At 43.3% G+C, this 13,646-nt stretch carries 13 protein-coding genes and 1 pseudogene; 2 read left to right on the top strand and 12 right to left on the bottom strand.

Annotation, left to right across the window (positions count from 1 at the left end):
• Positions 1-70: 70 nt before the first annotated feature.
• Positions 71-1,159, bottom strand: a complete 1,089-nt coding sequence (locus FQV30_RS08380; RefSeq protein ID WP_146499714.1) for a hypothetical protein — start codon at positions 1,157-1,159, stop codon at positions 71-73.
• Positions 1,160-1,625: 466 nt separating this feature from the next.
• Between FQV30_RS08380 and FQV30_RS08375 the strand changes: the two genes are divergently transcribed.
• Complete coding sequence (locus tag FQV30_RS08375) at positions 1,626-2,519, top strand: SDR family oxidoreductase (RefSeq protein ID WP_146499713.1); 894 nt, start codon at positions 1,626-1,628, stop codon at positions 2,517-2,519.
• A gap of 199 nt (positions 2,520-2,718) precedes the next feature.
• Here FQV30_RS08375 and FQV30_RS18195 read toward each other — a convergent pair.
• The 5 genes and pseudogenes from FQV30_RS18195 to FQV30_RS08355 all read right to left on the bottom strand — a co-directional run.
• A pseudogene (locus FQV30_RS18195) lies at positions 2,719-2,915 on the bottom strand (STAS domain-containing protein); the annotation flags it as partial.
• Between the two features lie 56 nt (positions 2,916-2,971).
• On the bottom strand, positions 2,972-3,649 hold the full coding sequence (locus FQV30_RS08370) for an NAD(P)H-dependent oxidoreductase (protein ID WP_146499712.1): 678 nt from the start codon (positions 3,647-3,649) through the stop codon (positions 2,972-2,974).
• Between the two features lie 38 nt (positions 3,650-3,687).
• Positions 3,688-3,981, bottom strand: a complete 294-nt coding sequence (locus FQV30_RS08365; RefSeq protein ID WP_146499711.1) for a putative quinol monooxygenase — start codon at positions 3,979-3,981, stop codon at positions 3,688-3,690.
• 930 nt (positions 3,982-4,911) lie between these two features.
• Positions 4,912-5,643 (bottom strand): glucose 1-dehydrogenase, encoded by a 732-nt coding sequence (locus FQV30_RS08360; protein WP_146499710.1) that lies wholly within the window; start codon positions 5,641-5,643, stop codon positions 4,912-4,914.
• 92 nt (positions 5,644-5,735) lie between these two features.
• Positions 5,736-6,509 carry an SDR family NAD(P)-dependent oxidoreductase gene (locus FQV30_RS08355; protein ID WP_146499709.1) on the bottom strand — a complete coding sequence of 258 codons (774 nt, stop codon included), beginning with the start codon at positions 6,507-6,509 and terminating at the stop codon, positions 5,736-5,738.
• A 159-nt stretch (positions 6,510-6,668) separates the two neighbouring features.
• On the opposite strand from FQV30_RS08355, the gene FQV30_RS08350 reads away from it, so the two are divergent.
• Positions 6,669-7,259, top strand: coding sequence for a TetR/AcrR family transcriptional regulator (locus tag FQV30_RS08350; protein WP_146499708.1), 591 nt, complete (start codon positions 6,669-6,671; stop codon positions 7,257-7,259).
• Positions 7,260-7,410: 151 nt separating this feature from the next.
• Here the strand turns inward: FQV30_RS08350 and FQV30_RS08345 are convergent, their stop codons facing one another.
• The 6 genes from FQV30_RS08345 to nfsA form a co-directional block, all read right to left on the bottom strand.
• Positions 7,411-7,749: a ribosomal-processing cysteine protease Prp gene (locus FQV30_RS08345; protein ID WP_146499707.1), complete on the bottom strand. Its 339-nt coding sequence runs from the start codon at positions 7,747-7,749 to the stop codon at positions 7,411-7,413.
• A 441-nt stretch (positions 7,750-8,190) separates the two neighbouring features.
• Positions 8,191-9,579 carry an NtaA/DmoA family FMN-dependent monooxygenase gene (locus FQV30_RS08340; RefSeq protein WP_146499706.1) on the bottom strand — a complete coding sequence of 463 codons (1,389 nt, stop codon included), beginning with the start codon at positions 9,577-9,579 and terminating at the stop codon, positions 8,191-8,193.
• A 111-nt stretch (positions 9,580-9,690) separates the two neighbouring features.
• The gene (locus tag FQV30_RS08335) at positions 9,691-10,695 is read right to left on the bottom strand and encodes an LLM class flavin-dependent oxidoreductase (protein ID WP_146499705.1); all 1,005 of its coding nucleotides are present in this window, start codon (positions 10,693-10,695) and stop codon (positions 9,691-9,693) included.
• A gap of 94 nt (positions 10,696-10,789) precedes the next feature.
• Entirely contained in the window at positions 10,790-11,311 is a 522-nt protein-coding gene (gene ssuE, locus FQV30_RS08330; protein WP_146499704.1) for an NADPH-dependent FMN reductase, read from the bottom strand.
• A 118-nt stretch (positions 11,312-11,429) separates the two neighbouring features.
• On the bottom strand, positions 11,430-12,890 hold the full coding sequence (locus FQV30_RS08325; RefSeq protein WP_370512391.1) for a DHA2 family efflux MFS transporter permease subunit: 1,461 nt from the start codon (positions 12,888-12,890) through the stop codon (positions 11,430-11,432).
• Between the two features lie 15 nt (positions 12,891-12,905).
• Entirely contained in the window at positions 12,906-13,646 is a 741-nt protein-coding gene (gene nfsA / locus FQV30_RS08320) for an oxygen-insensitive NADPH nitroreductase (RefSeq protein WP_146499702.1), read from the bottom strand.

Genomic DNA, 13,646 nt, shown 5'->3' with positions numbered 1-13,646 from the left:
TTTTCTTATTATGTTATTTGATTTAGCGGTCCTTAAATTTCTAAAATGAAGGATATTCTCTTATAACGAATTAATATTGTGCCAGAAAACACCTAAAATCGTCGATTTCAGAAGCCGCTAATACTTTCAGCTCCCTAGAAAGTTGCAGGAGTCGATTTTCCATCTCTTCCTTGTTGCCATACCGGATTCTTGTTTCCTCAGTTAAGTCTTCCGAAAGCAATTGAGAATGGCTGTATGCTGTTTCAAGCAATTTCAGCAGTTGTTCTCCCCTGACTTCGCTGGCGATTTGCGGGTTTCCTGCAATATATCCTTCTATGAATCCCTTTGCAATCATTTTCAAGTTCTCTTCGCACTCTTTAAACTGATGCTTTTGGTAGCGTTCAGTATGTGCCAAACTAATAAAGAAAGTCTCATAGAGATTCATGAAATTCCCGGCCATCGTTCTGGGATAATTAATGCTGGGGTAAGGATCGATCAAACAAACCCGATTGCCGTTCAGCAGGATATTTTCCGGTGAAGCATCCTGATTAACCAAAAGCGGTTTTGTGAATGTTTTTTTTCTATGAGCCACAGCCAACTGGATCGCTTCGCTGACTCTATTATCTTTGTATTCTGGATGCGCTGCACATAATGCTTGATAATCCGCAATTTGCTCATCACTTTCTTCCTTTAGAAATTCGCTTGCATCTCCTTTTATAGTGCCCTGCAATCCCTTCTCCTGCGACCAGTTCAAATAACCAAAACCATCTACGTTTAGCGGTACCTCTTCGGTCTTTCGGTAAATCTCTCCTATTTCTTTCCCGGTTTGAAAAGCTGTTTTTTCCGTCAATGCATGCAGGTCAATTTGTTTTCCTCCGTAAGATTCTAGTGTGTACGTCAGTTCAGATGACACATGGAATTCAAAAAACTGTGGCGCCGATCCTTCCACCGCTTTATTGACAGATCGGTAATAAAGTTGAGTACCTGCGTATTCTGCTTTTAATGCCTCTTCATTAAACGGGACTGGCTTACGATAGGCTACTGCTTTCGGAATTCGCAGCACTAATTCGTCGCTCCCTTTTAGGACTTTCCAAGCGAAGTGCCAAGCTCCTTCGCCAAGGAACCCTGTTACCTTGACACCTGAATGCTTTTGCACTGCTTCCAATTTTGCTCGATCCATTATAATCCCTTGCTTTCTGCGGTTATTCCCCTCAAGTTTTATTGAAAAATATCCCAATTATATTTTACCATATAATTCCTGAAACTAGATTTAGAATGACAGTTTTCAAGAATAACCTAGATTGAAAAACCGTCCGTAGAAGTACACAATCTCTTTTTCAAGGTCCTCTTGTCTTCCCTATTCACTATGCCCCCATGTTTGAAAAAAACTAACCTCTATGAAAGCGCCGCTGTGTATGTTATCAAAGCGCTGAATAACCGATATCTGGATAAATTTCCCTTCTTTCAAATAAAACTGGAGAACTAGCCGGACTAAGGGAGCATATCGCCCAGAAATTTATTCTAAGCTTTCACATACATAAGCTTCTCTTTGTATACCCTCTTATATCCATAGGTTGTGTTTCATCTCTTCTATAAGTGGTAGATAAACTAAGAACCTTTCAAATACTTAAACGAGGAGAGATAAAATGACGAATCTGCAGAATCCTAAAAGTCATTATACTACTGAAAATTTCCCGAAACAGTATCAAGAGCCTCCTGGCCTGCAAACCCAGATGAGCCCGAAACCTGATTGCGGCGAAACAAGCTATGTAGGGTCAGGCAGATTAAAAGGACGAAAAGCTCTTGTTACCGGCGGTGATTCAGGAATCGGCCGTGCAGCAGCGATTGCATATGCAAGAGAAGGGGCCGATGTTGCCTTAAATTATCTGCCCGAAGAACAACCGGATGCTGACGAGGTAAAAAAACTTATCGAAGCTGAAGGACAAAAGGCTGTTTTAATCCCAGGAGACTTGAGCGACGAGTCATTTTGCAAGGAACTTGTCGAACAGGCGCATTCTGAACTTGGTGGTTTGGACCTTCTTGCACTGGTTGCGGGAAAACAGCAAGCCGTGGAAAGCATCTTGGACTTGCCGACTGAGCAGTTAGAGAAAACATTTCAAATCAACGTCTATTCACTATACTGGACTGTAAAAGCTGCACTTCCCCACCTGCCAGAAGGAGCTTCAATTATCACCACGAGTTCCGTTGAAGGGTTTGATCCAAACCCTATTTTGCTCGATTATGCCGCTACAAAATTCGCTATCATCGGCTTTACTAAAGCTTTATCAAAACAACTGGCAGACAAGGGAATACGTGTAAACTCCGTAGCTCCAGGTCCTATTTGGACGCCTTTACAAATTTCAGGCGGGCAACCGCAGGAAAACATTCCAGAATTCGGAAAGAGCACACCTGCTACCCCGATTGGCCGTGCTGGGCAGCCTATAGAACTTTCTGCAACATATGTTTTCCTAGCTTCAACTGATTCCAGCTATGTTACTGGACAAATATACGGGATTACCGGCGGAATGCCGACAGTTTAATGAAATTTCCGATTTCAAATCAAAAAACGTACTGACCATTTGAAATCGGTCAGTACGTTTTTTCAATAAATTTCATACTAGCAATAAAAGCGGTATTAATAATCGTATTAGGTAGTTTTTGATACCATCTTTCTAAAGGCAGATAACTCCGATTCAATCTGTTCAGGTTGGTTTGATGGACCGGGTGTTAGCTATTCCTTCAATTGCCTATACCTATATACTTCCTTGATTTTATTCCAAGTTGAACTGCAGTCTGAGCAATAACCGGATTGAAACCTGTCAATGCTGTTTGAACTCCGATCATTTTAAGTCGATCAATCAATTGGAAAAGCTGCTGAGCTGCCACCATATCAACAGTGGCCACCCTGAAAGGTCGATAAACAGTTTAATCAACCTATGAAGCAAAGGCGCTGTTTACAAGCTAAAACGAGCAGCGGACACGCCAAATTTTTTTATTTTACCCACTGAACAATGTCACTCATCGGTTTTCTTGTTTTCGGGCGGGGTTCCTGGCTGCGATAGCCAAATGCCACCATTGCTGAAACTGCTAAATGGCCGTCTTCAAGCAAATCCGCTTCCTCAAGCACTTCTTGCACTTTCTCAAACTGGAAGCCTTCGATCGGACAAGAATCGATTCCGATTTGGGCAGCGGCTGTCATCATATTGGCGAGTGCAAGATACGTTTGCTTGCCAGCCCAATCAAGCATAGAGCGCTCACTTTCAAGTAGCTTAAGATCATTTTCCTGGAAGCTTTTATAGCGAACTTTCATTTGACCAAAAATATCTTCCGGAACTTTTTTTACATTCAGCATTAAATTTTCCACATATGCGGAATCATATTTCGTATCTTTTATTGTTCTCGCTAAGATTACCAAAAAATGGCTGGCTGTCGGCAGCTGACCTTGTGCTCCCCACGATACTTCCCGCAATTTCCCCCGAAGTTCTTCATTTTGAACAACAACAAACTTCCATGGCTCATAGCCGACAGAGCTTGGCGATAGCTGTCCTGTTTCCAAAATGAATTCGAAATCTTCATCGGAAATTTTCTTTTCTGGGTCAAATTGTTTTGTTGCATGTCTGAATTGAAAAGCTTCGAGTATTTCCTGCTTTTTTGCTTCTTTGTTGTTCATGGTTTTGCTCCTTCTTAAATTATAAGGTTGATTTATGGCTACTGCTGTTTGGCTGCTTCAAATACATGTGCTTCTAAAGGAGCAACCATAAACTCAGCAGCGTTGCTTACAAACAATTGAAAATGAGCCGATTCTTCATGAACTCGAATCGCTTCTTGGTCTTTCCATTCCTCAACCATCACAAACGAATTAGCTGTTAACGGATCTTCATAAAGATGATAGCTAATGTTGCCAGGTTCGGCTTTGGATTGTTGAATAAGAGTTTTCGCTTCATTTAAAAACAAATCACGTTTTTCCGACGAAATTTTTATATAAGCATGAATAATTTTCATTTTTTCTCTTCCTTTCACTTATGTTTAGTGGAAATTCATTATAGTATAAAAAAGCTTAAAAGTGAAAAATACTGCTTGATGCTGCAAGCATGGAGCAGCCATAGCCAGACAAAGGGACAAAATGGCTTTCAGGGTTTTGAATGTAATATACTAATATAACGAACTATTACTTATATTCCTTTACTGTGGAGCTTTGCTCGAATGAATTTGAGCTTTACCGAGGATATATGAAGTCTGAAAGCAGCATTCAATCAGAAGCACATCAATCAGGCGTGCCGGAATTTGTCACTGTTACGGAGGGAGAACTAGTCTTAGAAGCAGATGAAAAATCATACCCCTTGCTGAGTATGATTCCATTCGTTTTAAGGTGGACCGACCATATGAATACACAAACCCTTCTTTAAAGACAGCCATCCCTCACTTTCTTATTTCATATATAATTTTTAAAATCCCACTCAATAGAGCTAGATGACTAAAATCTAAAGAAGGCAAAGTTGAGAAGAATTTTTGAACGTTCGTAAAAGCACCCTTTTTTAAACGAAAATAGAGAGAAGAGGCTATGAGATCAGCTTTTCTCTCTATTCCTATTCAAGTAGCTTCCGATACGAAATCATATGTTAACTAAAACATAACAATAATAACAGAGCAAAATGTATATTGCCCTGTGCTTAGTTATTATTGTTATAGATAAAGGACAAAGACTACAAACGCTAGAATAGCCAAGCTTCTAGTAAAGCGAGATTCAATGGCATTAACACCAGGTGAATGCCGTGTTATGGCTATGTTCCGATTTGGCAAAACAGACCAATGGTGTCATTTTATCGGTTGATGGAGAATTCGTGGCAGGTAAATTGCAGAAATAAAAATACTATCCCAATAGGTTATACTCATGACCTTTTGGAATAGCTTTGTTTAATTTCATTTAGTATGTTATTGAGCGCCCAGTCCTCCATCAATGACGAACTCAGCTCCAGTGGAATAACTGGATTCGTCTGAAGCAAGATAAACGACGATATTCGTCACTTCATCGGGTTCGCCTGCACGACGAAGTGGGAAACTCGCTTCGAGTTCCGGTGTAACAAGCCCCTCTGTCATCGCTGTTTTGATAAAGCCAGGATGTACAGAGTTGACGCGGATGCCATATTGTCCAAGTTCCAAGGCAGCTGCTTTTGTCATTCCGCGCACAGCGAACTTGGAAGCAGTGTAGGCAATTTTCTGCGGAGCTCCAATAATTCCAGCCAATGAAGAAATATTGACGATTGAGCCGCCGCCATTTTTCCGCATGGAAGTTGTAGCATGTTTCATTCCCAAGAAGACCGAAAGTTGGTTAACATCGATAACTTTTTGATAAGAAGCGGTTTCCACTTTTTCAATTTCTTCGGCCGGCAAGTCGATCCCAGCGTTGTTGACCAATACATCAAGTGGACCAAATGTTTCTTCAGTATGTCGGATGACATCTATCCAGTCTTGTTCGTTTGATACATCTTGTTTGAAAAAACTAATGTTTTCACTGAATTCACTTTCAAGTTGTTTACCTGCTTCTTCGGAAATATCGGTAAATACCACTTTTGCTCCCTCAGATGACAATCTGCGTACTCCTGTTTCTCCCATACCGCGAGCACCACCAGTGATCAAAACGACTTTTCCCTCTAATCTTTTCATTTAAATCTCTCCTCCTTCATTTTTTAAAATACAAAATAATAGATAAGCTATGTCGAAAAGTCAAGCACCCATCAGGTTACTTGTACATATTGTTACGAACGAGAAATCCATCCGCCATCTACGACCAGTTCCAGTCCTGTTACATATTTTGATTCATCAGAAGCTAAGTATAGATACGCGTTCGCAATGTCAAAGGCTTCTCCGGCATAAGGCGCTAAAGCTGATCGGCCTTCATAATGTGTACCCATTTCTTCTTGGGATTTAATACCGGCACTTGCCACCATACCAGTATAAATCGCACCAGGATGCACTGAATTCACTCGGATATTATCTTTTCCAAACCACTGGGCTGCATGTTTAGTCAATGCGCGGACGGCTCCTTTAGAGGCGCTGTATGCTGCACCGTGCCCATCGCCCATGCCGCCGAGGATAGCAGCGATGGAAGAAGTATTGACAATCGAACCTCCTCTATTTTTTTGCATGTGAGGAATAACTGCCTGCATCCCTAACCATACGCCAGTAGAATTAATGGCCATCACTTTATTCCAGTCATCCATCTCGGCTTCCAAAATACCTTTGGCAATATGAATTCCTGCATTATTCACAAGAATATCGATTTTGCCATAAGTCTCAATGGTTTTTTCAATGACATCTTTCCATGAATCAGGTTGTGACACATCTAAACGAATGGCAATTGCTTCTCCGCCATTAGAATTTATTTCGTTAACTTTTTCTTCCAAAGTATCTGTTACGATATCCGTAGCAACAACTTTTGCTCCTTCTTTTGCAAACAAATTGGCACCTGCTAATCCCATCCCGCTTGCAGCCCCTGTAATAATTGCTACTTTCCCCTCTAGTCTTGGCATATTAATCCCCCTAATATATAGATTTTTCAGAATTATGAAAGCGCTTTAAATTCACTCTTATACCTAAGTCTAATATAATGAAAGAAAGGCTCAACCAACAAATCAGGAAGAATTTGTTGGGCAGCGCCAAAAGCTAAGAAAGTGCAGGTGGATGGTTGGATGCAAAGACAACATAGTAGTGCAAAGTCGAAAATTCAAAAAGCTTTGGTCACTTTGATGCTTAAAAAGCCATTTGAAACAATTACCATTTCGGATATTACGCTTCATGCTCGCGTTAATCGCAGTACTTACTATTATCACTATTATAGGAAAGAAGAAATTCTAGAAGAAGTGGTTAAAAAATCAGCCCATGATTTAGTTGCCGCTATGAAAGCTCCTTACCTAAGCGGCTCTGAATTCCTAATTAACGACTCAGTTTTACCATCCACTCAGACGCTGTTCGAACATGTCCATCAATACAGATACTATTATCAAGCATTATTGACCAAGGAAAAAAGTTTGAATTTCCAAAACGAATTCATCAAAATTCTTAAAGAGTTTTTGGAAAATGCAATTACAAATATATATAAAGGGAATGGTGATTCTTTAATCGATCAAGGCATTTTTACCAGCTATCAAGCCTATGCTGTACTCGGTATGCTCAAGCAATGGATTGAAGATGAGTTCCAACAATCCCCACAATATATGGCGGAGCAACTGACAAATATTCTTTACTTGAAAGTTGATAAAGTTCACTTTAATTTCACTTAATAATCGCGTCCCTGTGTCAGACCCAATTCAGTATATTAGCTACAATTGTATTGAGAAAAAGCCGTATCCAGTAACCTCATAGGTTAACGAAAACGGCTTTAGTATTTTTATCTGGGGAGTTAAATATTCATAATTGCTAGTAACAGGGTTGTTACCCATGTATCGTTTGTTCGATAGTTAAAAAATCATCGTAAGATTCTTGGATAGTGCTCAACATGACCACCATTGATTCCAGCAAGAGCTGTACGTGTTCAGACGTTTTTGACTCCATTTTTTCAGGTATAGTCACTTCCAAATATCCGTGATCTACCGTATGTTTTGGAACAATCTTCAACAATGCTTCTATTGAGTTAAATGTTCCAAATGTTACTGCCGATACACCAGCACAAACAATGTCCTTGCCATGCACGTCATAATTCGCATGCCCCATAGATCGATAAGACATGATTTTACCTTCAGGAACGCTTCTCGTAACTTCTACTTTAACCAATTCACTGTACCTCCTTTCATAATGGCAATTATCCTATATTGCCATTCATGAAATACCAGCGATCCCCTTTATTATGAAGGTTCCCTTTTTTCAGGGTCCTTAATTGTTCTAAAATAAAAGCTTGCGAATTCGTTTCTTCCGTTACTAATATATACTTTTTTACGCGTTTCCTGATTAGGGTGAAACCAGAAAGCATCACTGCATCAACTCGTATTTCTATAGCCATTCCTGGACTTGATGACTACTTTTCAAAGCGAACCAAAGAATAACGTCGCATTAATAAAATCTGCTGCGGATCGTCTTTTTAAAACAATCCGTGCCTAGCGGATCTTCGCCTCGATATTCGCTCAATTGCCCCGACCGACCTGCGGAGCGCGCCAGGCATTTTCAGTACCACATACCCGTCCATGAGCGCTGTACCGCAGATAATCTACTGGTCTGTTAACGGGTTTTTCCTGCTGGTCCGGTTGCGATGCGAGGGTCGAGTCCGTACTGCGCTGGCAGGCCCAGGTGGTCACGGAGGGTCTCCCCCTCGTATCCGTCGTGGAGGAGGCCGCGTTCGCGCAGGATCGGGACGACGCGATCGACGAAATCACCGATTCCGGTGTGGAAGTCGTCGAAGTTCGTCACAAACCCGTCCACTGCCTCGGCTTCAAACCATTCCTGAAGATGGTCGGCGATCTGCTCGGCGGTGCCTGCCACGTAAGGATTGGGGTCGAACACACCGTGGGCGAGTATGTCGCGCGGCGACCATCCTGCTTTGGCTAGCTCGACTGCGCGAACGGACCGTGCATCGTGTGGATGCGCCCGGACGGAAGCTAGCTGCGCCGCGGTGAGGGGCTCGTCGGGCCGGACGAGTTCCCCGTGCAGACCAAGATAGGCACTGAGGCGTGACAGCGGCCCATGTACATCTATCTGGTCATCGAGTGCACGACGTGCGTCAAGGGCTTGGCGTTCAGTGTCGCCGACGGTGTAACCGACGAATGCGACGAACTTGATTTCCTCGGGGTCCCGTCCGGCCTGTACTGCGGCCTCTCGCACGGTGTTGCGTAAGGCTCTGCCTTCCTCGATGCTGTTTGGCATGCCGATGACGACGTTCGCGTACATGCCGGCCGCTTGCAGGCCGTATCCGCTGCTGGCGGGCATCATGATGACCGGTTGGCCTTGCTCTGAAGGTGGGACGGGAAGGGGTCCACGTGTTCCGACGTGCTTGCCTTGCAGGTTGACCGGGCGGATATGGGACGGATCGGCGTACATGCCGGCTTGGTCGGGCTCACCCGCCTCATACCCCCAGCTTCCCCAGAGCGCATGGACGACCTGCATTGTTTCGTGGAGACGCTCGTACTTGTTCTCTCTAGGCGGCAGTGCCTTGCCGAAGTTCTCGAAGGCGGCGGATTCGTAGCTCGGCACGGCGTTCCATCCGGCACGGCCACGGCTAATGACGTCGAGGACCTTGAGCTGACGGGCAAGCAGGTATGGTTCGGTAAAAGAGGTCGACGCCGTGCCCATCAGTCCGATTCGTGCGGTCGCCTGTGCCACCGCCGACAGCGTAATGATCGGGTCCATGTTGAACATGGAAGCGGATGTGGGGTCGCCAGCCATGAAGAGACGGTCGGGCATGAAGACAAAATGCAGTCCCCCTCGTTCCGCCGTCCGTGCCTGCTCCACCGTGGCATCGATGTTCGTGTAGGACCGAGGGTCCACGTGCGGCATCCGCCATGTGGCGGGGTGCGTACCAAAGTTGTTCCCCAGGGTCACACCCAGGATCATTTGCTTGTTTTTCGTTTCCGACGTACCTTCGTCTGTTTTTGATTTTTTTCGATTATTCATTGATAAACCTTCTTTCTAATTAGAATACTTCAGAAAAACCTTCATATATATTGTGTTCTGGCACAATTCCCAACCATGCTTCTATTAGTAAGGCTATTGTGACTAGAGCGATTATGCTTTCATCAACTCAGCGAATAATGCATATCCTTTTAGTCGTGTACGCTGATCCGCATACCAATCCGCTATCATAATCTCGTCGATGCGTGCTGTACGTTCAAGTTCTTGAATTTGTGCCTTAACTTGCTCGGGGTTCCCAATAATGAAGCGCCCTTTATTTTGTTCACGGATGGCTAATTCATGCGGAGTAAAATCATAGTTAGCCGCTTCTTCCACCGACAATAATTGCAGTTCCTCTGTTTTTGCACCCATATACATTTTCATCCAGCTAATTTCAGCGGGTAATGCCGCAAACTTTGCCTCTTCCTCAGTGTCTGCTACAAAAATAAATTTCGATAGAATGCTATACGGCTTTTCTTTATGACCTTGCGCTTCAAAGCGCTGTCTATATAGGTTTAATAATTGTACCTCTTGATGCGGGTTTAATTGACCGGCAAAGGCGAATTTCAAACCAAATTTTGTTGCTAAGCTTAAGCCACCATCGGATGATCCCAACATAAACATATTCGGCTTATACGGTGCACCAGCAATTTTTAACGTTTCTAGTGGATGACCAGCCGGGAAGGATTTCGTTAAATGATAGATGATCTCTTGAATCTGATCAGCTGTATTCACCTCAATCATTTTCTCTCTTGTCATTTGGAGGGCAATTTTCGCTAAGAAGTCTGTGCCAGATGCACGTCCCATGCCTAAATCCACACGATTCGGAAACGCTGCTTCCAACAACGCAAAGTTTTCCGCCACTTTATAGGGGCTGTAATTAGGCAACATGATACCGCCTGCCCCGATGTTCATCTTTTTCGTCAATGTCCCTGCGAGCATCATTAATAGATCTGGTGCCATGCTAAATATGGTCGTTGCGTTATGGTGCTCAGTAAACCAGTAGCGTTTATACCCTAAAGAATCAGCTAATTGCAATGTTTCTTTTGTGTTTTCCAGTGCTTGTTGCGGTGTTTCTCCCCTAAAAATATGCACGTAATCAAGTATTGAATAATTCATATCGCCATCTCCTGTTTAACGGCCTTTAGTTAATTTAATAACGTGGCTATTTTTTAAAATTTTTCTGCATAACGATTCGGTATATAACGCAGAATTATTTAGCTAACTCCATAAAGTAATACAGTTGTTTTTTCGTACGTTTTAACGTGTCCACATCAATGATTGGAATTTCTCCCTGTTTATCAATTTGAGCGTCTACGAAATATAACCCTTTCAAGTTATGTGCTTTTAACGAGGCTAAGACTGGTTTTAATGTGTAGTCTAATGCCAGAAGATGTGTAGAACTGCCACCAGTCATTAAAGGAAGAACTGGTTTGTGTTTCAATACATCTTGCGGAAGTACGTCAATCAATGTTTTCAGGACCCCTGAATAGGCACCTTTATATACGGGTGACCCAATAATGACACCTTTCGCATTTTGGATTAAAGTTGCGATACTGCGAATTTCAGGACTGTCATATGCCCCTTCGAACAATATATCTTTTGAAACATCCCTTACTGAAATATGTTTGATTGAAAATCCTTCCTGCTCCACAATGGTCCCCAAATAATCAAGTACTTTCTTCGTTCTGGAAGTATCAGAAGGACTTCCAGAAATAATAATAATGTCACTCATAATTTTTCTATCCTTTCATTTCAGCGATTTTGTACTTCTATGAATAGTTAAATACCTGGTTTTTCTTCTATTTATATAAGAATAATATCCTCGATTTTCGATGATATCTTTTTATCATTTAATGCGATGAGTTGACTATCGCACGGTCGGTTACAACACGCCGGATAAAGAATCCGAAAATTAAACCAATCAAAGCGATAATCATCGTGAACAGGAACACATCATGAGAACCGGACGTCATCGCGTTTGCAAGTTCCGTCGGCTTGCCCGGCGCGGAAGAGCCGTGCAAATAGTTCTCCATCCCGCCCGTAAGAATGCTGATGGCCACCGCTGTCCCCATTGCGCCAACAACCTGTTGCAGCGTGTTCATGACTGCCGTACCGTGGGGATATAATTCCGGCGGCAGTTGATTCAATCCGTTCGTTTGAGAAGGCATCCAAATCATCGCCACCCCAACCATAAGCCCGATATGCAGAGCCACCATAAACGCCACTGACGAAGCAGTGGAAAGCGTGGTAAAAAACCATAACATCGTCGCAACGACAATCAGACCTGGAATAACGAGCCATTTCGGTCCGAATCGATCAAATAACCGGCCAATAAATGGGGAGAGCAGTCCGTTCAGCGCACTTCCGGGCAATAACATAAGCCCAGCAGTAAAGACCGAGAGCCCTGCACCTGTCTGCAGGAACATCGGCAGAATGATCATGCTCGACATAATAACCACCATACAAATCATCACCAAAAGCAGCCCGATAACGTACATCGGAAACTTGAAAACGCTCAGATTCAACATGGGATCGTTCATCGAATTCTGACGTAATACGAAGAAGAACAAAGCGACAAGTCCAATGATGATAGACATCACAACAACCATGCTGCCCCATCCCTCATCTCCTTCGCCTGCCTTACTGAAGCCATAGACCACTCCACCGAATCCGATGGTTGACAACAGGACGGAGAACAGATCGATCCGGGGTTTTGTCACTTCGGTCACGTTTTCCAGATACTTCAGCCCAATCAGCAGTCCGATGATCAGAAATGGCAGCGAGAACCAAAAGATAAAATGCCATGTTAAGTATTCGATGATTAGACCGCCTATCGTCGGTCCGGTTGCTGGTGCAAACATAATGACAAGTCCGACAAACCCCATGGCCGCCCCCCGTTTTTCCGGAGGGTAAATGACCAGAATGGTGTTGAACAGGAGAGGCAGCAATAAGCCCATGCCTGCCGCCTGCAAAACCCTGGCAACCATCAGCATCTCAAAGTTGATTGCAAGTGCCGCAACTAATGTCCCAACAATTAAACTGATAAGTGAACCCACGAACAGCTGCCTCGTCGTAAACATCTGCAGCAGCAAGCCGCTGATCGGCATTATGATGCCAAGCGTTAGCAAAAACCCGGTCGTCAGCCACTGTGCGGTTGCCGCCGAAATTTGGAACACGTCCATTAAATTCACCATGGCGATGTTTAAGGCAGTCTCACTGTACATGCCCACAAACCCGACGATAAGCAGCGACGCCAAAATCGCTTTTGTATTGTATTGTTTCTTCAATTTTCTCTCTCCCAGTAACCTAATTAACTTAATAATGGTTTATTTTTTTGCAAAGCCCTGTTTATTTAAGTACTCGCGCATGAAGGGCAGTTTACTTCTCTCCAAATGCTCTTCAATATGATCTGTCCATCCCTTTACTTTCCTTACACTAAAGGGCGCGCTAATCGGACGATTTTTGTAGTAGTCCCGCATCTGCTGGTCATAAGATGCTAATTTTTCATCATCCAATTTTCGATATTGATTATCAAACATAACCAGCGATTGAGGCAAGCGTGGCTTTAATCCTGGTTTCTCGCCTTTAGGATGACCAATGCATAATCCCACTAAAGGCACTACATACTCCGGCAAGTTCAATACTTCAGATAATTCATTGATATTATTTCTGACGCCGCCGATATATACGCCGCCAAGTCCCATTGATTCAGCTGCAGTCAAAGCATTTTGAGCCATTAATCCCGCATCGAATGAACCGATTAGCAGAAACTCAATATACTCGAGGTCTACATGAGGCGCAATTTGATGATTCCGGTTAAAATCGGCACAAAAAATCCAAAACTCCGCCGCCTCTTCAATGTAAGGTTGGTTGGCCGAGAGGTGCATCACTTTCTTCCGAAGTTCCGGATCGGTAATCCGAATGATTGAAACAGCCTGCAAGAGGCTGAAAGATGAGGTTTGGTTGGCTGCTTTAAAAATGGCTTCCCGTTGTGCCTCAGTCAACGGTTCGCTTGTATACGTTCGAACAGATGTGTGATTATGAAGCAAATCCACGGTATCTGTCAT

It is taken from the genome of Planomicrobium sp. CPCC 101110, assembly GCF_007859395.1.
Classification (GTDB): Bacteria; Bacillota; Bacilli; order Bacillales_A; family Planococcaceae; genus Planococcus.
This window is presented reverse-complemented; position numbering and strand designations above follow the sequence as displayed.

Coding starts and splice junctions, on each gene's coding strand:
- FQV30_RS08355 (WP_146499709.1), bottom strand. CDS start 6,509: ATGCCAAGACTAGAGGGGAAAGTAGCAATTATTACAGGGGCTGCAAGC.
- FQV30_RS08340 (WP_146499706.1), bottom strand. CDS start 9,579: ATGAATAATCGAAAAAAATCAAAAACAGACGAAGGTACGTCGGAAACG.
- FQV30_RS08335 (WP_146499705.1), bottom strand. CDS start 10,695: ATGAATTATTCAATACTTGATTACGTGCATATTTTTAGGGGAGAAACA.
- ssuE (WP_146499704.1), bottom strand. CDS start 11,311: ATGAGTGACATTATTATTATTTCTGGAAGTCCTTCTGATACTTCCAGA.
- FQV30_RS08370 (WP_146499712.1), bottom strand. CDS start 3,649: ATGAACAACAAAGAAGCAAAAAAGCAGGAAATACTCGAAGCTTTTCAA.
- FQV30_RS08365 (WP_146499711.1), bottom strand. CDS start 3,981: ATGAAAATTATTCATGCTTATATAAAAATTTCGTCGGAAAAACGTGAT.
- FQV30_RS08360 (WP_146499710.1), bottom strand. CDS start 5,643: ATGAAAAGATTAGAGGGAAAAGTCGTTTTGATCACTGGTGGTGCTCGC.
- nfsA (WP_146499702.1), bottom strand. CDS start 13,646: ATGACAGATACCGTGGATTTGCTTCATAATCACACATCTGTTCGAACG.
- FQV30_RS08350 (WP_146499708.1), top strand. CDS start 6,669: ATGCAAAGACAACATAGTAGTGCAAAGTCGAAAATTCAAAAAGCTTTG.
- FQV30_RS08380 (WP_146499714.1), bottom strand. CDS start 1,159: ATGGATCGAGCAAAATTGGAAGCAGTGCAAAAGCATTCAGGTGTCAAG.
- FQV30_RS08375 (WP_146499713.1), top strand. CDS start 1,626: ATGACGAATCTGCAGAATCCTAAAAGTCATTATACTACTGAAAATTTC.